This window comes from Capnocytophaga felis (genome assembly GCF_009684755.1).
Classification (GTDB): Bacteria; Bacteroidota; Bacteroidia; order Flavobacteriales; family Flavobacteriaceae; genus Capnocytophaga; species Capnocytophaga felis.
In genome coordinates this window covers 567824-590937 of record NZ_BLBC01000005.1, presented here as the reverse complement: position 1 = coordinate 590937, position 23114 = coordinate 567824, and the positions used below count along the sequence as shown (strand labels likewise).

At 36.4% G+C, this 23114-nt stretch carries 15 protein-coding genes and 1 tRNA gene; 10 read left to right on the top strand and 6 right to left on the bottom strand.

The features are described 5' to 3' along the window. Window positions 1-146 precede the first annotated feature (146 nt). From nhaD to GN105_RS03930, 8 genes are all read left to right on the top strand, one after another. Window positions 147-1472 carry a sodium:proton antiporter NhaD gene (gene nhaD, locus GN105_RS03965; protein WP_155284126.1) on the top strand — a complete coding sequence of 442 codons (1326 nt, stop codon included), beginning with the start codon at window positions 147-149 and terminating at the stop codon, window positions 1470-1472. A 47-nt stretch (window positions 1473-1519) separates the two neighbouring features. Further along, on the top strand, window positions 1520-2152 hold the full coding sequence (locus tag GN105_RS03960) for a hypothetical protein (RefSeq protein WP_155284125.1): 633 nt from the start codon (window positions 1520-1522) through the stop codon (window positions 2150-2152). Between the two features lie 207 nt (window positions 2153-2359). After that, a complete protein-coding gene (leuS, locus tag GN105_RS03955; protein WP_155284124.1) occupies window positions 2360-5218 on the top strand; it encodes a leucine--tRNA ligase in 2859 nt (952 codons plus the stop codon). Window positions 5219-5270: 52 nt separating this feature from the next. After that, a complete protein-coding gene (locus tag GN105_RS03950; protein ID WP_227977320.1) occupies window positions 5271-7493 on the top strand; it encodes a type I restriction-modification system subunit M in 2223 nt (740 codons plus the stop codon). Window positions 7494-7540: 47 nt separating this feature from the next. Continuing rightward, window positions 7541-8917, top strand: a complete 1377-nt coding sequence (locus tag GN105_RS03945) for a restriction endonuclease subunit S (protein WP_155284123.1) — start codon at window positions 7541-7543, stop codon at window positions 8915-8917. Window positions 8918-8946: 29 nt separating this feature from the next. Further along, window positions 8947-9717 carry a restriction endonuclease subunit S gene (locus GN105_RS03940; RefSeq protein WP_227977321.1) on the top strand — a complete coding sequence of 257 codons (771 nt, stop codon included), beginning with the start codon at window positions 8947-8949 and terminating at the stop codon, window positions 9715-9717. 291 nt (window positions 9718-10008) lie between these two features. Beyond that, complete coding sequence (gene gldJ / locus GN105_RS03935; RefSeq protein ID WP_155284121.1) at window positions 10009-11673, top strand: gliding motility lipoprotein GldJ; 1665 nt, start codon at window positions 10009-10011, stop codon at window positions 11671-11673. Window positions 11674-11751: 78 nt separating this feature from the next. Beyond that, the gene (locus tag GN105_RS03930; protein WP_155284120.1) at window positions 11752-13092 is read left to right on the top strand and encodes a UDP-N-acetylmuramoyl-tripeptide--D-alanyl-D-alanine ligase; all 1341 of its coding nucleotides are present in this window, start codon (window positions 11752-11754) and stop codon (window positions 13090-13092) included. 55 nt (window positions 13093-13147) lie between these two features. On the opposite strand, the gene GN105_RS03925 is transcribed toward GN105_RS03930, so the two are convergent. Beyond that, a complete protein-coding gene (locus GN105_RS03925; RefSeq protein ID WP_155284119.1) occupies window positions 13148-16432 on the bottom strand; it encodes a glycosyltransferase family 117 protein in 3285 nt (1094 codons plus the stop codon). A gap of 272 nt (window positions 16433-16704) precedes the next feature. Here GN105_RS03925 and GN105_RS03920 point away from each other — a divergent pair, with 272 nt between their 5' ends. Together GN105_RS03920 and GN105_RS03915 are read left to right on the top strand one after the other, a co-directional pair. Beyond that, window positions 16705-17844, top strand: a complete 1140-nt coding sequence (locus tag GN105_RS03920; protein WP_155284118.1) for an energy transducer TonB — start codon at window positions 16705-16707, stop codon at window positions 17842-17844. A 114-nt stretch (window positions 17845-17958) separates the two neighbouring features. Next, window positions 17959-18029: transfer RNA gene (locus GN105_RS03915), tRNA-Gln, on the top strand. Between the two features lie 100 nt (window positions 18030-18129). Here GN105_RS03915 and GN105_RS03910 read toward each other — a convergent pair. The 5 genes from GN105_RS03910 to GN105_RS03890 form a co-directional block, all read right to left on the bottom strand. After that, window positions 18130-18606 carry an S-ribosylhomocysteine lyase gene (locus GN105_RS03910; protein WP_155284117.1) on the bottom strand — a complete coding sequence of 159 codons (477 nt, stop codon included), beginning with the start codon at window positions 18604-18606 and terminating at the stop codon, window positions 18130-18132. Window positions 18607-18646: 40 nt separating this feature from the next. Continuing rightward, the gene (gene miaB, locus GN105_RS03905) at window positions 18647-20092 is read right to left on the bottom strand and encodes a tRNA (N6-isopentenyl adenosine(37)-C2)-methylthiotransferase MiaB (protein ID WP_155284116.1); all 1446 of its coding nucleotides are present in this window, start codon (window positions 20090-20092) and stop codon (window positions 18647-18649) included. A gap of 138 nt (window positions 20093-20230) precedes the next feature. Next, window positions 20231-20674, bottom strand: coding sequence for a hypothetical protein (locus GN105_RS03900; protein ID WP_155284115.1), 444 nt, complete (start codon window positions 20672-20674; stop codon window positions 20231-20233). 100 nt (window positions 20675-20774) lie between these two features. Next, complete coding sequence (dnaG, locus tag GN105_RS03895) at window positions 20775-22745, bottom strand: DNA primase (RefSeq protein WP_155284114.1); 1971 nt, start codon at window positions 22743-22745, stop codon at window positions 20775-20777. Between the two features lie 4 nt (window positions 22746-22749). After that, complete coding sequence (locus tag GN105_RS03890; protein ID WP_155284113.1) at window positions 22750-23067, bottom strand: heavy metal-binding domain-containing protein; 318 nt, start codon at window positions 23065-23067, stop codon at window positions 22750-22752. Window positions 23068-23114: the final 47 nt, after the last annotated feature.

The following is a 23114-nucleotide window of genomic DNA, read 5'->3' as shown; positions in this document are numbered from 1 at the left end:
AGGTAAAACGTCTTTTGTATAAACCGACATTGAAAATAATTTTGTGCGTTTGACTTAAAAAAAGAGGCGTAACGTCATCATATATCTTCTTTTATTTTACATTTGCACCCAAATTAATTTTAAATTTCTAATAATCATTATTAATTATGGAACTTTGGGTTGTTACCATCTTTTTTATCGGCTATCTTTTTATTACGATAGAACATCAGGTAAAAATTGACAAAACGATTTCGGCTTTGGGAATGGCTTCGGTTTGTTGGGCATTGTTGAAAACGACAAATCTTACGGTTTTTGACATAGGAAGCGAAGGACTCGAACCGATTAATATTGAAGATAATACGTCGGCTATTGATGGTATTTTATTGCATCATTTGGGTAAGGTAGGAGAAATTCTTTTCTTTCTTATCGGGGCGATGACCATTGTGGAAATTATTGATATGCACCGAGGGTTTGAAATAATTAAGAAAATCATAAAAACCAGAAAGAAGAAAAAGCTTCTTTGGATTTTGGGTGTGGTGGCGTTTCTTCTCTCGGCTTTAATTGATAATCTTACGGCAACAATTGTATTGATATCTATCGTTCGTAAATTGGTTCCGCTTCGTAACGAACGTATGTGGTATGTTTCCCTCGTGGTTATTGCTGCCAATGCGGGCGGTGCGTGGTCGCCCATAGGTGATGTAACCACAACAATGCTTTGGATGGCGAATAAAGTAACTCCTGCAAAATTAACGGAATATGTGCTTATACCTTCAGTTATCTGTTTTGCAGTTCCCTTTTTGGTGGCTTCTTTTCTGCCGGTGTTTCAAGGGAGATTGGATATTCCGCGTTCGGACAAAACGCAAGCTTTTAAAAGTAGTATGCCAGTGCTCATCATAGGATTTGTATCGATTATTTTCGTTCCTATTTTCAAAACGGTAACTGGATTGCCTCCGTATATGGGAATGCTTTTTGCTTTGGCTACGATGTGGTTTTTTTCGGAATTGCTTAAACCAATTAAAGAGTTAGATGAGGATAAAGCCATTTCATTTTCTCCGCACAAGGCACTATCTCGGATTGAAATGTCAAGTATTTTATTTTTCTTAGGAATTTTGCTCGGAGTGGCTGCGTTGGAATCTATCGGAGTTTTGTATAATTTTGCCAACGTATTGAAAGAAACCATTCCAAATCAAAACATTGTGGTGGCGTTATTGGGAATTGGTTCGGCAGTAATTGATAACGTTCCGCTTGTTGCGGCGAGCATCGGTATGTTTCAAGAACCTATTGATAGCGGATTGTGGCATTTTATTGCTTTTGCAGCAGGAACGGGAGGAAGTTTGCTTATTATCGGTTCGGCAGCGGGAGTGGCAGCAATGGGAATGGAAAAAATAGACTTCTTTTGGTATGCTAAAAACATCCTTTGGCTGGCGTTATTAGGTTTCGTTAGCGGATTCTTATTTTTAATATTGTTGGAAACTTTCCACGTTTTTGGATAAAATCTTGACTTTTTCGGGTTAGTAATATATTTAATTTTTTAATAGTTATGAGAAAAGTAAATTATGTTTTTGGGTTGCTTATTGTGTTGGCAATAAGTGTATTGAGTTGTAAAAAAGATGATAATTCGCAGGAAGTTCCGCAATTGGAGCCGCCATATATTCGTATGAAAGTGGACGGTGAATGGTGGATTTCAAAAGAGAAGTTAGACGATTTTACCGTGTATCCGGCAGGAGAATCAAATGCGAAATATCCTTGGGAAATGGAAGCGAAAGGTATTAATAAAGACACTTGGGAAGATGATTTGTATGAATTCAAAATTCGTTTTCCGTTCAAAGAAAAACCTCAGGTAGGAAAAACGTATACTTTTCAGGTAACTAACCCTAACCAAAGTGAAACAAATTTCGAGTTGAATTTTCGCGAAAAACCTAAGGGAAAAAATACCTCTGGATATACCAGATATTCGTCGCACTTTGTAACTTATGTTAATGGAGTCCCTAAGAAAGTAGATTCACATCCTATTACAGTAACGATAACAGAGCTAAAACAATTGCAATCATCTCCTGACGGTTATACAGAATATCTTGTTTCGGGTACATTTTCTGGCAAAATGATACATAAAGAGAGCAAAAAAGTAATTGAAATTACAGACGGAGAATTTAAATCGGTAATCAAGAAATAGTTTTAAAGTTTAGATAGAAAACTTTTTAGAAAAACGAAAGAGTCATTCTTTTCAAGGAATGACTCTTTTTTAGTTTGTGTTTTTTGAAGTACAACTCTTCAAATTTATTGTTATTGTTGTCAGAAATTCATTATTTTTGCGTCTTTAATCAGATTATTAACCATTTAATAAAAATTCCCTCTTTTTCGGAGAGGGTTATGGAGAGGAATGAACTACAATCACAAAGACATCGAAGCCAAATGGCAAAAATATTGGGCAGAAAACCAAACTTTTAAAACAGAAAACAATTCGGAAAAGCCGAAATTTTATGTATTAGATATGTTTCCGTATCCGTCGGGAGCGGGCTTGCACGTGGGGCATCCGCTGGGGTACATCGCTTCGGATATTTTCGCACGATACAAACGCCACAAAGGCTTCAATGTGTTACATCCGCAAGGGTACGACAGTTTCGGGCTTCCTGCCGAGCAATACGCCATACAAACCGGGCAACATCCTGAAAAAACCACTCGTGAAAACATAGCTCGTTACCGCGAACAGCTCGACAAAATCGGGTTTTCTTTCGATTGGAGCAGAGAAGTAAGGACTTCCAATCCTGATTATTACAAATGGACACAATGGATTTTTATTCAACTTTTTCACTCGTGGTACAACAACACAACCGACAAAGCCGAAAGCATTGATACTTTAATTCGGCATTTTGAGCAATTCGGAACCGAAAACTTAAATGCTGCTCAGACCGAAGAACTTCATTTTACTGCTGAGCAGTGGAAAAATTATAGCGAAGAGGAAAAACAAAACATTCTCCTCAATTATCGTTTGGCGTTTCGTGCCGAAACTACGGTGAATTGGTGTCCGGCTTTGGGAACGGTTTTGGCAAACGATGAGGTGGTAAACGGTGTTTCGGAGCGTGGCGGACATCCTGTTTTCCAAAAGAAAATGATGCAATGGAGTATGCGTATTACCGCTTATTCCGAGCGATTGTTACAAGGATTGGATACGGTGGATTGGAGCGAATCCATCAAAGAAAGCCAACGCAATTGGATAGGGAAATCGAAAGGGGCATCAATCAAGTTTAAAGTTCTAAGTTCAAAGTCCCAAGACCTTGAACCTGAAACTTCAAACGTTGAACATATTACTGTATTTACAACAAGACCCGACACCATTTTTGGCGTAACGTATTTAACTCTTGCTCCTGAACACGAATTGGTTTTAAACATCACAACCGAAGCACAAAAGCAAGCTGTTTTGGATTACATCGAAGCGACTTCCAAGCGTTCGGAAAGAGATAGAATGGCGGATACGAAAACCATTTCGGGCGTATTCACGGGAGCTTATGCGGTCTGCCCAGCAACAGGTTATTACTTGCCAATTTGGATAGGCGACTATGTGTTAGCAGGTTACGGAACGGGGGCGGTAATGGCGGTTCCTGCCGGAGATGAGCGTGATTATGCTTTTGCAAAACATTTTGCAGGTGCGGAAGGAATGCCTGAAATCATCAATATTTTTGATAAAGATATTTCACAAGGAGCTTATACGGAAAAGGGTGGTTTCAAATTGCAAAATTCGGATTTTCTCAACGGAATGGATTACGAAGAAGCCACCGAAAAAATCCTTGAAGAATTGGAAAAATCGGGAGTAGGGAAAGCTAAAATTAACTACCGACAAAGAGATGCTATTTTCTCGCGTCAGCGGTATTGGGGCGAACCTGTGCCTGTTTATTACAAAAACGGCGTACCTTATACGTTGCCGCTTTCTGCCTTGCCGTTGGAACTTCCCGAAGTGGAAAAATACCTCCCCACAGAAGATGGCGACCCACCATTAGGAAACGCAAAAGAATATGCTTGGAATGAAGCGGAAGAGGAAATCGTAAGTACTGATTTGATTGACAATCAAACGATTTTCCCTTTGGAACTTTCCACAATGCCGGGTTGGGCGGGGTCGTCTTGGTATTGGCTTCGCTATATGGACGCACACAACGAAAACGAATTTGTTTCGCAAGACAGCGTAAATTATTGGCAAAATGTAGATTTATACATCGGTGGAAGCGAACACGCCACAGGGCATTTGTTGTACTCTCGATTTTGGAATAAATTCCTCAAAGACAGAGGGTATATACAAGCCGAAGAGCCGTTTAAAAAGATGATTAATCAAGGAATGATTTTAGGAACGAGTGCGTTTGTGTATCGATTGGAAGGCACAAATACTTTCGTTTCCAAAGGGCAAATTGGGGATAAAAAAGTACAAGCTATTCACGTAGATGTGTCACTTGTGAATGCTTCGTCCGAACTTGATATTGAAGGATTTAAACAATGGCGACCTGATTTTGCTGATGCTGAATTTATTTTAGATGAAAACGGAAAGTATATCGTAGGACACGAAGTAGAAAAAATGTCAAAATCCAAATATAATGTTGTGAATCCTGATGATATTTGTGAGCAATACGGAGCGGATACGTTGCGTTTGTATGAAATGTTTTTAGGTCCGTTGGAGCAGGCAAAACCTTGGAACACCGCAGGAATTACGGGCGTTTCGGGCTTCTTGAAGAAGTTTTATAACTTGTATTTTGAGGGTGATGCTGCGGCAATCTCTAACGAAGAACCTACCAAAGAAGAATACAAAATCTTGCATACGCTCATCAAAAAAGTGGAGTACGACATTGAGAATTTCTCGTTCAACACTTCGGTATCGGCGTTTATGATTGCCGTGAATGATTTGCAAAAATTAAAGTGCAACAAACGAGCGATTTTAGAACCGATGGCAATTTTGATTTCGCCGTATGCACCGCACATTGCTGAGGAATTGTGGGAAGTTTTAGGGCATAATGGAAGTATTTCGCGAGTGCCGTTTCCTGCCTTTGAGGAAAAATATTTGGTGGAAGATTCCAAAGAATATCCAGTGTCGTTCAACGGAAAAGTGCGTTTCAAAATCGAATTGCCATTGGATATGCCCAACGAAGAAGTAGAAAAAATCATCTTAGCAGATGAACGCACCCAAGCCCAACTCGGTGGCAATTCTCCGAAGAAAATCATCGTGGTAAAAGGAAAAATCGTGAATGTGGTGGTGTAGGTATATCCATTTCAAAAATATTTATAAGAAATAGATAGAATTAGAAAGTAAAATGAAACTCATAGAAATTTTAAAAGATACAAATTATAAGCTCACACAATTTAGCGAAGAGCATATCGCTGATTTTGAGAAAAATATCATCGTTAAGGAAATAAAAGGCAAACCAACGCCGTATGTGGCTTGTGCTATTCGCAATAAGGAAATTAAGCTCACGCCAGAGGAGGTGGTACGTCAGTTGTATGTAAACCTTTTAATGCAAGATTTTAATTATCCTAAGGATAGGATAGTTTTGGAATATGAAGTTACATTTGGTAGAGAGAAAAAGCGTGCCGATATTGTTATTTTAGACAAAGACAACATCACCTCACCTTACATTATTGTAGAGGTCAAAAAGCCTAAGCTCAAAGATGGAAAGGAACAATTGCGTTCATATTGTAATGCCACAGGAGCTCCTATAGGGGTGTGGACAAATGGCGATTCTATTTCCTACTATCATAGAAAAGACCCTAATTATTTTGAGGATATTTCACATATTCCCTCTGTATATCAGAAATTATCCGATATTTTAAATGAGCGTTACACCATTGAAGATTTAATCAAGAAAGATAAATTGGTTAATGAACGAAAGTCGCTCAAAGACCTGATTTTAGAAATGGAAGATGAGGTGTTGGCAAATGCAGGGGTTGATGTTTTTGAGGAATTATTTAAATTGATTTTCACGAAATTATTCGATGAAATGCAAAGTGGAAGAAATAAATCTCGTTTCTTAGAATTCCGAAATAGTGGCGATACTGAAACCGAACTCAAAAACAAAATTCAAAAACTCTTTGACCAAGCCAAAAGCAAATGGGAGGGCGTTTTTTCTGATGATAGCAAAATTCAGTTGACACCTTCGCATCTTTCGGTTTGTGTATCTTCGTTGCAAGATGTAAAACTTTTCAATTCCAATCTTGATGTGGTAGATGAAGCCTTTGAGTATCTCATCAATAAAAGTAGCAAAGGTGAGAAAGGGCAATATTTTACGCCTCGCTATGTGATAGATATGTGCGTAAAAATGCTCAATCCGCAACGGCATGAGACTATTATCGATACAGCTTCTGGAAGTTGTGGTTTTCCTGTGCATTCCATTTTTTATGTTTGGGAACAGATTTTAAAAGAAAAAGGACTTTCCAAAAGTCATCTTTTTACTTTGGAAGATAAACCCCAAGAATGCACAGATTATGTGGTGGATAAAGTTTTTGCCATTGATTTTGACGAAAGGGCGGTGCGTGTGGCTCGTACGCTCAACCTCATTGCAGGGGACGGACAGACCAATGTTTTACATATCAACACCCTTGATTGGGAACGATGGGATGAAAAAACAAGCGATGAAGATTGGATAGACACCTATAATGAAGGTTGGAAAAAACTCAAAAAGTTAAGAGAAGATAAAAACAGCAATCGCGATTTTCAGTTTGATATTTTAATGGCAAATCCACCGTTTGCAGGTGATATTAAAGAAAGTAGAATATTAGCCAAGTACGATTTAGGCAAGAAATCCGATGGAAAATCTCAAAACAAAGTAGGGCGTGATATCCTTTTTATTGAACGAAATTTGGATTTCCTCAAAGAGGGAGGGCGTATGGCAATCGTACTACCACAGGGGCGTTTTAATAATAGTTCCGACAAGGCTATTCGTGAGTTTATAGCCGAGCATTGCCGTATTTTGGCAGTGGTAGGTTTGCACGGCAATGTGTTTAAGCCTCATACAGGCACGAAAACTTCGGTGCTTTTTGTACAAAAATGGGATGATGAACTTTGCCCAAAAGTAGAAGATTATCCTATTTTCTTTGCCACAATGCAAGAACCGAGCAAGGACAATAGCGGAGAAAAAATCTATGTTACACAGCGTTTTATCCGTTATTTTGAAAATGGAGAAATAGCAGAGTTGTTGGAAGAAGACTATATCCAAAAATACGGCTCTATTGAAGAAAATACTTTGTGGTTGCCTAGAATATACGCCAAAAACATTGGGAAAATATCCAATAAAAGCAATGCTCTTGAATTGGGAGCGATTAACAATATAGAGTATAAACTCTTAGATGAAGAGGAACAGAAAAATTATGTAAATTTATTTACTCCTATTTTAGAAACAAGATATAAACTTGATAGTCACGGACACCTTATCGTAAAACACGACCTCTTTAATCACGACGGACTCACCCAAGACGGCATCGCCGAAGCCTTTATAGAGTTTGCTAAAAAAGAAAAACTCTCTTTCGTGGGAAAGAACTAAGCCCTTTTGATAAAGAAAAATACAACGCTTTATTAAAAGGGCTGGAAGTGAGTGAGGTTTTGTTGTCAAAGGTATTTGAAAATAAAGATTTTCGTTTTGATACGGATTTTTGGACAAAAGAGCCTAAAATAAATCCTTCGCTGAAATATATGAAAATAGGAGATTGTTTAAAAATATCTCAATATGGTATTTCAATTTCAATGAATGAGGAGGAAAGAGGAATTCCAATTTATCGTATGAATGAAATTCATAATATGCTATGTGATTTTTCTGTATCTAAATATGCTGATACTACTGAGAAAGAGTTAGAAATATTTAGGTTAAATGACAGAGATGTTTTATTTAATAGAACAAACTCATTCGAATGGGTTGGTAGAACAGGTATTTTTTACGAACAATCTAAACAAGATTTCATTTTTGCTTCATATTTAGTTCGTTTTGTACCCAATGAAGAAATTATTTTGCCTGAATATTTAACAACATATTTAAATACGAGATATGGGATTTGGGATTTGAAAAGAAGAGCGAGACAATCTATCAATCAAACAAATATAAATCCCGAAGAAGTTAAGGAAAGTTTAATTCCAATCCTTGATAAAAGTTTTCAGTTACAAATAAAGTCATTTTTTGAAATATCAAGAGATAGCCTAAAACTCTCTCAACAAAAATACACCGAAGCTGAAAACCTACTTTTAGAAACGCTTAATTTAAAAGATTTTCAGCCTACCAATGAGTCGGTAAATATCAAAACCCTAAAAGAAAGTTTCTTGCAAACAGGCAGGTTAGATGCTGAGTTTTATCAGAAAAAGTATGAGGAATATTTTAATATTATCAGTAAAAAAGATTATTCTACAATAGGTAAAGAATATGAACAGATTAATGATAGGGTAGAAAATTTTTCGGAATATAACTACATTGAGATAGGTGATGTGAATGTTTCAAATGGAGAATCAAAACCCAATATCGTTTTGGCGGAAGATTTACCTGCCAATGCGAAAATCAAAGCTAAAAAAGGAGATGTTCTAATCTCAAAAGTTAGACCTTACAGAGGTGCGGTTTCCATTATTGAAGAAAATTATTCTAATTTGGTGGTAAGTGGAGCATTTACAGTTTTACGACCAAAAAATAATTCCGTGTATAGTGCTGAATTTTTGAAAGTCCTTTTGCGAACAGAATTATACAAAGATTGGTTGTTGCAATTTAATGTAGGAACAAGTTATCCAGTTATCAAAGATGAGGATATTTTAAATTTGCGAATTCCTATTGTGAGTGAGAGTGTTCATTTAAAAATCGCCGAGTATATCCAAAAAGCCAATCAGCTCCGAACCGAAGCCCAAAGTCTGTTGCAAAATGCTAAACTTTCGGTAGAAAATGCTATCGAAAGCCAACTTGCTGAAAATCAAAATATCAGTGGGGGAGGGTAAATCGCTTAAAATCAATTAATTATGAAATATTGTATTACGAGCGATTAGCCCAATGGACACTATATGAAGATCTTTTTGGTTTGGCCGAAAACCGATTTTCGCACCTCAGTATTGCCGTTCAAACCCTGCAAAATTCTTTTGCGAAAACAGGACGCTTGGATGCCGAGTATTATCAACCGAAATATGAACGACTAATTCAAAAACTCAAAAATCATACTTGTGAAAAGCTCAAAAATGTAGTAGATATAAGAAAATCGATAGAGCCAGGTTCTATTGCCTATGATACGGAAGGGATGCCTTTTATTCGTGTTTCGGATTATAGTAAGTTTGGACTTTCTACTCCCGATAAATATCTATCAGAAACCTATTATCGCGAAAATCAAAAGACTTTGGATAGGCTGAAACCAAAAAAAGACACAATTTTGTTTTCCAAAGATGGAAGCATAGGGATTGCTTATCAACTCACGGAAGATTTGCAAGGCATTACATCGGGGGCAATTCTGCATTTGCAAGTAAAGAACAAAAAGGAAATTTTACCCGAATATCTGACCTTGGTTTTAAACTCTTTAGTGGTGCAGATGCAAGCTGATAGAGATGTGGGAGGGTCTATTATTCAGCATTGGAGAGTAAACGAAATAGAAGAAGTTATAATTCCTGTTGTCAATAAAGATTTTCAGCAAAAAGTAGCCCTTTTGGTACAAGAAAGTTTTACACTGAAACAAGAAAGCGAAAAACTTTTACAACAAGCCAAACAAATGGTAGAGGCAGAGATAAAAGTCTTTCCGAAAAAACACTTGTAGCCTTAAATTTGAAAGAAGTATTGAATTTTTTGAGAAAATATACGGATTTTAAGTAGTATTCTTGAGAAAAAAGATGCTTGAAAATGTTAAATTTTTTTATAAAAACGTATTAATTTTTTTCTAAATAGAATAAGTTTATTTCGATTTATTGTTTTGTGAATGAGTGTTTTATGTTTTGATTGGTGTGAGTTTGCCAAAGGTTAGGAAGTTAAAATGTGTGGATTATAACTTTTATTATAGAAAGTTTTGCTATCTTGCACCCGAAATTTATGTTAACAATATAGGTTTACTATGAAGAATAATCTGTTTAGAATTTTCGTTGTAGTGGCTATTTTTTCAGGTTTGTCTTTGGCTACAAGTTGTGGAAAGAAATCTGACAAAAATATTTCAAATGCAACAGGATGGAAAATTAACTCTAAAGAGGGTGGCTTTCAGTACAATACTGATTTTAAAGAGCAGGAAGCCGCTCCGGGACTTGTGCTTGTAGAAGGAGGGACATTCACTATGGGGCAAGTTCAAGATAATGTGATGCACGAATGGAACAACGTTCCTACTCAGCAACACGTACAATCATTCTATATGGATGAAACAGAGGTTACCAACAAAATGTATATGGAGTATTTGGATTGGTTGAAGCACGTTTTCCCTCCAGACCAAGAACAATACAGAAACATATATGTAGGGGCTTTGCCAGATACTTTGGTTTGGAGAAGTTCACTCGGTTTTAATGAATCAATGGTAACCAATTACTTGCGTCATCCGGCTTATGCAGAATATCCTGTTGTGGGCGTGAATTGGGTACAAGCTGTTCAGTTCAGTGTTTGGCGTACAGACCGCGTGAACGAAGCTATTTTGGAAAAATCTGGGTATTTGAATAAAGATACTCGTTATCAAGTAGATTCAGAAAGTACTTTTAGTACAGATGTATATCTTAACACGCCATCAAATTCATATGGAGGAAAAGTTTCTGAATTTGCAGGTAAAAAAGCAGTTACTAAGGAAGGAGAGCCAACTTATGCAAAACAAACAAGCGGAATTTTAGTTCCTGAGTACCGATTGCCTACTGAAGTTGAGTGGGAATACGCTGCCAAATCATTGAACGGAATTCGTGAGTATAATAACATCAGAGGAAGAAAGAAATATCCTTGGGATGGGGCGTATAGCCGTTCAACAAAACGTGCTACACGTGGTGACCAATTGGCTAACTTCAAGCAAGGAAAAGGAGATTACGGCGGACTTGCAGGATGGTCAGACGATAGAGGTGATATAACAGTTGCGGTAAAAACGTATCCGCCAAATGACTTTGGGTTGTATGATATGGCAGGAAACGTAGCTGAGTGGGTAGCCGATGTTTATCGTCCGATAATTGATGACGGAGAGAGCGACTTCAATTACTATCGTGGTAACGTGTATATGAAACACGCTATCGGAGAAGATGGTAAACAAGTTGTCGTAACAGCGGATAATATCAAGTATGACACACTTAGTAATGGTAAAATTGTTGCAAGAAATCTTCCAGGAAACTTAGCGACAGTTCCTATTGATGAGAATGAAACATACTTGCGTTATAACTTTACAAGAAGTGATAACAGAAGTTTCCAAGATGGGGACAGATCTTCTTCACGTGCTTATTACGGAAGTAGAGATGATCTAACTTCTTCAAAAGAGGATAAAGATTACAGAAATACAATGTACAACGCTCCAAAACATAAAATTGAAAAAGATTCTATGGGATTGAGCCGTATATTTGATAAATCAAATGAACGTACAACCTTGATTGATGACGAAGTACGTGTTTATAAAGGAGGTTCTTGGAGAGACCGCATATTCTGGATTGACCCTTCACAAAGAAGATATTTGCCTCAGTACATTGCAACTGACTACATCGGATTCAGAAATGCAATGAGCCGTGTGGGAGCAAAATCATCTAGAAAAAATAAAACTCCGAAAGGTTAAACTTATTCCAATACTAAAATTGAAAACTCTGTAGATATATATTTACAGAGTTTTTTTAATGAAATATAGATTTATTTTATGGAAGATTTGTATAGAAAATTTCTTGCTTCATCGGGCGTTTGTACCGATAGCAGGAATATTACCGATAATTGCATTTATTTTGCACTAAAAGGGAATTCTTTTGATGGGAATTTATTTGCAGAAGAGGCTCTTGAAAAAGGAGCGTTATTCGCTGTTGTAGATAATCCTAATATAGAATTATCCGAAAAGATGATTCTGGTAGAAGATGTGCTCACAACCTTACAAAAATTAGCAAATTACCACCGCAGAAAACTCAAAACACTCATTATAGGCATTACAGGAAGTAACGGAAAAACAACAACCAAAGAGCTTATAAAATCCGTTTTGTCAGAAGCTTTTAATGTAGTGGCAACACAAGGAAATCTGAATAATCATATCGGAGTGCCTTTAACACTTCTTTCAATTACGCCAGAAACAGAAATTGCGATTGTTGAAATGGGAGCAAATCATCCTAAGGAAATAGCGTTTTTGTGTTCAATTGCTGAACCTGATTATGGTTATATTACAAGTATCGGAAAGGCTCATTTAGAGGGATTTGGCAGTTTTGAAGGTGTTGTAAAAACAAAAGGAGAACTGTACGATTATCTTAAAAAGAATAATAAAACTATCATTTTCAACAATAATGATGAACTTCAAAAGAAATTGTTGAGAGATTATCAAAATGTGTATTCTTTTGGAAATCAGAAGGGAGCGAATGTTTTTGTTGAGTGTTTGGCAACCAATCCGGTTGAAGTTTGTTTTAAAGAAACTTCCGTTAGGGAAGAACTGAAAACTTCTGAAGTAGTGACAGAAATTCCTGAAATTGAGGGTTTTTCTGATGAGAAAATACAATTAAAATCTCATTTGGTAGGGAAATACAATTTTTCAAACATTGCAGCAGCGATTGCTTTTGCAAAGTATTTTAAAATATCATCGGAAGCAATTAAACGGGGAATAGAAAAATATATTCCTACAAATAATCGAAGTCAAATTCTTCATCAAGGTACAAATACGATTTTGTTGGATGCTTACAATGCTAATCCCAGCAGTATGTCAGAAGCTATTAGTAATATAGTTGATTTAGAGGGGTTTGAAAAGAAAGTTCTTGTGCTTGGCGATATGTTTGAGTTGGGTGATTATGCGACTCAAGAACATCAAAATATTGTCAATTTGGTTGAAGAGAATCACTGGGAAAAGGTGTTTTTCATCGGAGAGAATTTTTATAAAACAGAGAGCAAACATTTAAAATTTAAAACTTTTGAGGATTTTCAGAAAGTCTTTTCTTTGAAAGATTTTTCAGATAGTTTTATTCTCATCAAAGGCTCAAGAGGAATGGCTCTTGAACGAATATTAAAATAAAGTATTGATACAAACAGCGGATAGTTAAACTTTTAACTATCCGCTGTTTGTATGGTTAATTTACTATTGAATCCAGAGAATCTTTTACGATATTGGGCTTTGTTAGCGAGTCATTTTCAATAGTTTCATAATCTTCAAAATCATCTTCACTTAGGAAGGGAGAAATTAGCTTTTTGAGTAACTGATATCTCTCGTTATATAACTTCTTGTCAAATTCCTCTATTTCAACAAGTAATCCCATATAATATCTTATTGTAGTGTCAAGATTTTCATATTGTTGATAAATTTCATTTGCAGGAAGTTGAGTGTAATATTCCAGCTCTTCTTCGTATTTTTTCATCACTTTTAGAGCCAATTCACGTCCTTTTTCAGCCTCACCTACCTGATAATAGCCTTGAATGAAAGGAGAAAGGAATGTGTAATAACCATAATGCTCCATTGGCATATTTTTCATTGCCAAATTGATGATGTTTTTGGCTTTGTTAATTTTCTTTTCCTCAATTAATTTTTCAAGCAAACGAGCTAAATTTATACGGAAAGAAATTGAACTTCTGCGAGTTTCAACGTCGTGATAGATGTTTGAATCTCCCATATTACCCCATTTCCACTTCGTTACAATATCATACATCAAATCGCTGTCAATGCGTCCCATTTCGGAAGAATTTTTCTTAACAGGAGTTTTGATAGGTACTAATTTGTAAACCAATCCGTCCATTTGCAGATAATCTTTCATCCAAATGTATTCTTCGTCGTCAATGCTTCCGCCTGTGAAGTAAATAGGGCGTTTCCAATCGTTATTGGCGATTATATCAAGCATCATCAAGCGGGCTTTATCAATGCCATTAGGTAATTTAATATCAATATAATCAACAATTAGATGAGCATCTTCAGGTTTTACAACGCCGCTTTTCAGAACATTTTCTTTATTGACCGGAATGCGAATTTTGTTGGTTGGATAGTAATGAATTGTTCTTCCGTCTTCGAGTACGTTTTTAGTGTTTGGGTCATCGCTGGCAATCCAATTCATTAGGTCTTTTACATTCCACACGTTTTTGGTTCTTTCTATGAAATAAATACCTTCACGAACTCCGTAAGCATACTGACTATGTTTTAATTGAGACGGAATTGGCTCACTTTCGTAGGCTTTTCGTTTCATTTGGTCAATGTACCAATCGGTTTGAAGCAAACTTGTGTTGATGGTTCGCACATCAGTTCGGTAACCTTCAATTTCTTGGGCATACCAAAGCAAGAATGTGTCATTATCTCCAATGGTAAAAATCATAGCTCCTGTATCTTCAGAAACAGAATCCAAGTAACAATGTGCGATTGCTTGAGCCGAATATTTTCCAGAGCGGTCGTGGTCGTCCCAGTTTTGGTAAGCCATCAGGGTAGGAACACACAAAAGAGAAGCGATAACAGCAATTGGAGCGGATAACTTCTGGCTTGTTATTCTTTTAAGAAGTTCAAAAAGAGCATATACGCCCAAACCAATCCATATTGCAAAGGCAAAAAATGACCCAACCAAAGCATAATCACGTTCTCGTGGTTCAAACGGTTTTTCGTTGAGATATACTTTCAAGGCTAAACCCGTGAACATAAATAACACGAATACTACCCACGTTTTTTGTTCACTTTTCAATGACATAAACACCAAACCTAAAATACCTAAAATCAGTGGTAAAAAGAAATATGTGTTTCGTGCTTTGTTATTCAAAACATCTGAAGGAAGATTGTCTTGCGAACCTAATCGTATCGAATCAATAAAGTTGATGCCACTAAGCCAGTTTCCGTGACCATTGTGCATTTTTCCTTGTATATCATCTTGTCTTCCCACGAAGTTCCACATAAAATAACGCAAGTACATATAGCTCATTTGGTAGCTGAACATATATTGCATATTTTTAAAGAAACTCGGTTTTTCAACATTTAAATAACTGCTAAATCTGCTCAGGAATAACTCATATTCGTTAGGAGTAACTCTTCCTAAATTTACTTGTTTTTTGAATTCGTTTACCGCCTGATGAAGTTCTTTATTTGAGAAATATTCCGGTTTAATTGAAAAATCAAGAAAATCAGTAAGCATCATATAATTTGCGGCGTGTTGCGGATGCCACATACGCGGAAGCAAACCTGTGTGCTTTGAGTTGGGCGAAACTCGAGCGTTTTCATAGTGATTTACAATAATGTATTTGTTGTTTTCGTAATCCCTTTCGTATTTGGGTTTATCGTCCTTATACGGATTTTCTTCATCTTGTCCGGCATATTTGTCTGAAAACATTGGTCCGTAAAACAAGTGAGTTTCAGGATATTGCTCTAACTTATAATAAGCTAATAACAAACGTGCATCGGTAGGGCTATTTTCATTGATAACTACATCGGCATTGGCACGAATGGGAATCATCAGCCACGATGAAAATCCTATGAAAACAAACATTATGCAAAGCGTAATTGTCTGTAAATAAACCTTTTGTTTTTTAGCTGCATAACGAAGTACGAAGAAAAAAGCAATAATAATTGAAAGTCCTGCCGCAATTGTTCCCGAATTGAAGGGCAATCCTAACGAATTTACGAAAAAGACTTCCAAATTCCCGAAATAAGCCAGTGTATAAGGAAGTATTAGTTTGAAAATCAGTAATAAAATTGCAATGGAAATCACATTTGCAATCACAAAGTTTTTAAAATTCTTTTTGTAATTACTGTTAAAGAAATAAAGCATCCCGATTGCCGGAATGGTAAGCAATGCCATAAAATGCACACCGAATGATAATCCTATTACTAAAGAAATTAAAATCAGCCATTTATCGCCTCTTTCTTTATGAAGATTGTCCGTCCATTTAATTCCAAGCCAAAACATTGCTGCCATAAAAAGCATCGCCATTGCATAGACTTCAGCTTCAACGGCATTGAACCAAAAACTGTCGGAAAAAGTATAGGTCAAAGCTCCTACCAAGCCACTTCCTAAAACAGCAATTGCTTGAGGTACAGGTAATCCTTCTGTTTCTGAAATATTTTTGAAAGCAATTTTTTTTGTGAGATTTGTAATGATAAAGTATAAAAACAGAATCGTGAAGGCACTTGAAAATACGGACATATAATTCACGAATAAAGCTACTTTTCCGGGTTCAGGAGCAAAAAAAGCGAAAAAAGCTCCCATCATCTGGAAAAATGGTGCTCCTGGCGGATGTCCTACCTCTAACTTTGCTGCAGTGGAAATGTATTCTCCACAATCCCAGAAACTTACGGTTGGTTCTACGGTTAATCCGTAAGTTACTAAAGCGATGAAAAAAGTAACCCAACCTACAATAAGGTCATATTTTTTGAAATCCTTGTCTGTTAACATATTTTATTGATTTGAAAAAATAAATGTAATTCCTCAAATTTTTGAAGAAACTGATTAAGTTTGCGAATATATAAAAATAAAATAATAAATCTCACATTTCGAGTAAAATAATGTAGAAAAAAGAAGTGATGGATTTTCTCGGCTTAAAAAGCATTCTTAATTTCAAATTAAAGAGTATTTGTTTCCTATTTTAAAGTATTAGCAAGTGAATTGTTTTATTTTGCAATAAAAGTATTTATATTTGCAACTATTAACATAAATTTTAAATTTGTATGAAAAAATATTTCTTGCTTGTTATGATGATGCCTTTTTCGGTATGTGCATTCAAAGCTACTGATAATCATCTTTTAATAGAGAAAGATTCTATCTTGCCTGATGATTCGTCGTTTGTTGAGAAATTGGAGCCAGACCAATATCCCAAGATGAGTAATTGTAACGATGCAAACGGAACCATTGAGAGTTTCAAAAAATGCTTTGTTTCTTATATTAACGAAAATGTGCAAAATGTTGAAAATCTCGAAGGAAGAGTCTATCTCGTATTTAAAATCAATGTTGAGGGAAAAGTTGAAAAATTAAGAATTCAGTCCAATCACAATGCTTTAGCTGAAGAAGGAGAGCGACTTTTAAGACAGATGCCTTCATTTATTCCTGCTCAAAAAGCTGGAAATCCCATTGATTTTATTTATTCAATACCTTTGACATTCAAGAAATTAAAAGTACTCAAGGAAGAAAAATATATTCCTGACCCAGATGTACAAGCAAGATGGGAAAATTGCGAAAGTATGAAAGATAAAAACAAATCTTTGGGTGAATGTATTCAGAGTTTTATGTTTAAAAGAATAAAATTAGAAGGCGATGAGACGAAAACGGTTTATATGTCGCTAAAAATTGATTCTGATGGAAATTCTGCAGTTGAGGGCATTGAAGGGGAAGATGAGGCTTTGGCAAGAGAAGTTTTTCAAAAATCAAGAGAATTTCCAAAGTTTATTCCTGCACAGAAAAACGGAAAGCCTGTAGGTTCTATAAATCTCATTCCTATCACGTTTAACAAAAAGGAAATGCACGAGTCCTTTAACTTTTTTCCTGATGTTTACCCACAACTCAAATCGTGCAGTACTCAATCCTTTACTTTGGAAAGTTTTCAGAAATGTTTGAATGAACACGTACAGAGAAATTTTGAATATCCGGAATTGGCGGCAAAATATAACATTCAGGGAACTGTTTCTGTCGTTTTTAGGGTGAAGGAAGATAAAAGTATTCAAATATTAGCTGCTTTGGGTGATGAAACTTATATGTTAAGAGATGAGGCAATACGGATTATTAAAAAGCTTTCAGTAAAAGCTCCAGCAATGAAGAACGGGAAACCTACTGTTTGGATTTTTGTTTATCCGATAAATTTTAAGTTAAGATAAAATTTTTATTTTGAATGAGTTAGTGTTTATTTCTTGATGTTTGGTTAAATTTTTTCTGAAAAATATTTGGAACTTAAAAAAAAGAATGTATCTTTGCACCGCGAAAATAACCAATGGCTCATGGTGTAATGGTAACACAGCAGATTTTGGTTCTGTTATTCAAGGTTCGAGTCCTTGTGAGCCAACAAAAACCTCTTGATTTTTTCAAGAGGTTTTTTGTTTTATTTTGGTTGCATAAAAAACTCCAAATTAGATTAATAATTTGGAGTTGTATGATAATTTCTGTTATTTGGGATAATTTAGATTTTCTTCTTTCAGATTGTAAAGCACTTCTTCAAGATATTTTTTTGCTTCATATTTTGCTATCGGGAGGTTGTTGTTGTAAAAATTTCCGCATTCCATTGCAGAAGCTCCCGGAATTTCTCCTTCAAAATCAGCCATATACTTGAATAAATCGGTAATTAACGGAACAATGTCTTTTGAGGTGTAATCTCCTGCCAAAATCAGGTAATTTCCGGTTTGGCAACCCATTGGTCCCCAGTAGATGATTTTATCTTTCCAGTGGCTGTTACGTAGCCAAGTGGCAGCTAAATGTTCGATGGTGTGAATCTCTGCTGCTCCTAAAACAGGCTCGCGATAAGGCAACTTCATACGAATATCAAACGAGGTAAGCACTTCATTGCCTACATAATCTTTACGAGAAACGTAAATTCCTCGTTCTAATTTTAAATGGTCAATACAAAAACTTGCTATTCTTTCCATTTTTTGTTATTTTGATTTTATTTATAAAACTGGCTTTCAACTACATCATTTCACTATATCCGATAGCTTTTCCAATAAGTGTTGTTGAGGTGCAACTTTCTATCTTAACATTCACAAAATCACCTACTTTGTAATGCTCTTTAGGGAAAACTACCACAGTGTTTTGTGTGTTTCGTCCCATCCATTGGGCGTCTGATTTTTTAGAGTTTCCTTCAATAAGCACTTCGCAAACTTGCCCGACTTTTTCCTGTGTGCGAAGAAGGCTATGTTTTTGTTGTAAATCAATGATTTCGGAAAGGCGACGTTTTTTAACTTCCTCAGGAACATCATCTTCAATTTTGCGTGCGGCAAGCGTTCCGGGTCGTTCCGAATACGCGAACATAAATCCGAAATCATATTTAACGTATTCCATCAGTGAAAGCGTGTCTTGGTGGTCTGCCTCGGTTTCGGTCGGGAAGCCGGCAATCATATCCTGTGAAATAGCACATTCAGGAATGCGTTTTCGGATGTTGTCAATTAACGTGAAGTACTCTTCTCTTGTGTGTAATCGATTCATTGCCTTTAAGATACGGTCGCTTCCGCTTTGTACGGGCAAGTGAATGTATTTGCAGATATTGTGATGTTTTGCCATTGTGTCAATCACATCGAGGGTCATATCTTGCGGATTGGACGTAGAGAAACGAATACGCATTTTAGGGTGAGCAACTGCCACCATATCAAGTAGTTTTGCGAAATTTACCGCAGTGGCTTTCTGCATTTCGCTGGCTTTATCGAAATCTTTTTTCAGTCCGCCACCGTACCAAAGATAACTATCCACATTTTGACCCAAAAGCGTAATCTCTTTAAAGCCTCTTTCTTCTAAGTCTTTGATTTCGTTTAGTATAGAAAAAGGGTCGCGGCTTCGTTCACGTCCGCGTGTAAACGGAACAATACAGAAAGTACACATATTGTCGCACCCGCGAGTGATAGAAACAAATGCAGTTACTCCATTGCTATTGAGCCTAATGGGTGAAATATCGGCGTAAGTTTCATCTTTTGACAGAATTACGTTTACTGCTTCTCTTCCGCCTTCTACTTCTTGCAGAAGATTTGGTAAGTCTTTATACGCATCAGGACCTACAACCATATCCACGATATGCTCTTCTTCCAGAAATTTACTTTTTAAGCGTTCAGCCATACAGCCCAATACGCCAACTTTCATACCAGGGTTGATGCGTTTTACGGCATTGAATTGTTCTAAACGTTTACGGATAGTTTGTTCGGCTTTTTCTCGAATAGAACAAGTGTTTACCAGCACCAAATCAGCTTCTTCAAGTATTTGTGTGGTGTTAAAGCCCTCATTTGCCAAGATGGAAGCCACAATCTCGCTATCCGAGAAATTCATTTGGCAGCCATAGCTCTCTATGTATAATTTTTTGTGATTGTTCGTATTTGCTTCCAAAACAAGGCTTTGTCCTTGCTTGGCTTCGTCAATAACTTTTTCCATAGTGATGATTTTTATCAGAGGGCAAAGATAGGAAATAATTCATAATTAACAATCTGTGTTAGAAATTGTGTTGAATATGAGGAATTAAAAAAGACCGCCTTAGCAGTCTTTTTGGTGTTTTTTAGTTTTTAAATTGAATTATTCAGCTTGTAATTCAGAAATTTTTTTAGTCCATTCTGACCATTTTGTAGCGTCTTCAGGAGTTAATTTTTTTGCAGTTTCTTGCATTTTTGCTTGCCATTCAGAAGCTTTTGCTTGAAGTTCTTTGACTTTTTCGGCACTTCCTGATTTCACGGCTTCTGCAGATTCTTTTAAGTAATTAGTGTACTCATCGGCTAATTTTTGAGCTTCATCACTGCTGAATTTAGGCACTTCAATTCCTGATACCAAATCTTTCATTTTTTCTTGAGCATTTTCAACAGCTTTGTTAGCCTCTTCTTTCATTTGGTTCATAGCATCACCGGCTTCTTCTTTTGCTTGCTCCATCGCTTCTGTTGCTTTTTGTTTTGTTTGATTGAAGCTATTGCAAGAAGTCAATGCCATAAGAGCAACAGATGCTAAACTTAATACTACTTTTTTCATTTTATTAAAATATTTAAAATTAAACTACTAACGAATTACAAAGATATAAACTTTTTTTGAAGAAAAAAGTTTTCTTGAGTTTTTTGTGCTTGAAAGTCAATTAATTTACAACACGATTGAGGCGTTTGCCTAATATTTTTTGTAGTTGTATGTAATTCAAAACCTCTTCCAACATTTCACGTTTTTGCTCTTCATCGGAATTGCCAATTTTTGTAGTGATGTTTTCTATTAGGTGGCTAACCAATAACTTACGAATGTTTAAAATAATATCGGAAACAGCCAAGTCGATGTTAGCATCTTTATCTTTTGGTACAATATCTTTCCGAAGCCAATCGTGCAATTGCAAATTTTCATCTTCCATAATAATTTGCGACACTTTTTGGCTGAGTTCCATCGGTAATTTATTTATGAAAGTTGCCAATTGATACGATTCGTCTGCTTGATTGAATTGTTCCATTGCTAAATCATAAATGTTTTTGAAATCGGGATTGGCAAACTGAATTTCGTCTTCGTGAAGTTCAAGATAAATTTTTTCGTAAACTTTCAGCTCTTGTTGAATTTTTTTCTCTTCCAATTTGCCTTCTTCATCAACTTGAAGTACAGAATCCGTAAACACACAAGTCCGATTTCCGTATAAAAGAAGATGCTTGATGAGGTCGTGCTCCAAGATTTCCAGTCGGTTTACGGTCATTTTTGCCTGTTCTTCTTTGCTTCGAGTAACTTCAAGTGGCAGACGCTTTTTGCGTTCTACTTTTTGACCTTCGTAGAAATCTTTTTTTAGAATTTGAGAAAGTGTAGAGAAAAGCACTTCTTCCGAAATATCCATAATAGTTGCACATTCACGCACATACACTTCTCGCTTGATGGAATCCGGAATTTTTGAGATACTTTCCACCATATCACGAATAGTTTCAGCTCGTTTGATTGGGTCATTTTTGGCTTCTTGCATCAAAAGTGAAGCCTTAAAACGAATAAAATCCGTAGCATTTTCCTCCAAATAAAGTACTAAATCCTCATAGGCTGTTTTTCGGGCAAAACTATCGGGGTCTTCGCCTTCGGGGAAAGTACAAATTTTAACATTCATTCCCTGCTCCAAAATCAAATCTACTCCACGGATAGAGGCTCGAAGCCCTGCGGCGTCTCCGTCGTAAAGCATTGTTATGTTGTTAGTTAGTCGATTTATCAGTCGGATTTGTTCAGGAGTAAGTGCCGTTCCGCTTGATGCTACTACGTTTTCAATTCCTTTTTGATGCAATTGAATAACATCAGTGTAACCTTCTACCAAATAGCAATTATCTGCTTTAGCAATAGCCTGTTTGGCGTGATAAATTCCGTACAGAATTTTACTTTTGTGATAAATTTCACTTTCAGGCGAGTTGAGATATTTTGCAGCTTTTTTATCTTGGGTGAGAATACGACCTCCGAAGCCTAATACACGTCCGCTCATTGAATGAATGGGGAACACTACCCTGCCTTTGAATCGGTCGAATTTTTTATCTTCTTTAACGATGGTCAGTCCTGTTTTTTCAAGAAATTCAAGCTGATAGCCTTTTTGTAAAGCCGTATCGGTAAAGGCTGTCCAGTCGTTAGGTGAATATCCCAAACGGAATTTTTTAATGGTTTCGGTAGTAAAACCTCGTTCTTTGAAATAGGTCATTCCGATGGCTTTTCCCTCTTCAGTTTCCAAGAGTGTTTCTTCGAAATATTTTTGAGCAAATTCCGAAACGATATAGAGGCTTTCTCGTTCGTCAGCTTTTTCCTTTTCTTCGGAAGAGATTTCGGTTTCTTCAATTTCAATATGATATTTTTTTGCCAAATACCGAATTGCCTCCGGATAGGTAAAATGCTCGTGTTCCATCAGAAAAGCAATGGCATTTCCTCCTTTTCCGGAAGAAAAATCTTTCCAGATTTGCTTTACGGGCGATACCATAAAACTTGGAGTCCGTTCATTGGAAAAAGGGCTAAGTCCTTTATAATTAGAACCTGCCTTTTTCAGTTGAACGAAATCGCCAATCACTTCTTCGACCCGCATTTGGTCGTAAACTTTGTCAATGGTATTTTTTGAAATCATATGTTTAGATAACTACTGCCGTTCCGCTTGCAGTTACCATCAGCATACCACCATTGCTTCCAACAGTTTCATAATCAAGGTCAATTCCCACAACAGCATTGGCTCCCATTGCCAAGGCTCGTTGTTGTAATTCCTCAAGGGCTGTATTTTTGGCTTCGATGAGTACTTTTTCGTACGTGGTGGAACGCCCGCCAAAAAAATCGGTAAGCCCAGCCATAAAATCTTTTATAACATTGGCACCGATGATGGTTTCACCGGTTACGACACCCTTGTATTCCTTAATGGGATGCCCTTCCAAAGTAGGTGTTGTTGATAGAATCATTTTTTCAAAAATTTTAAAAATACTAATCGTATAGTACAAAGGTAGAA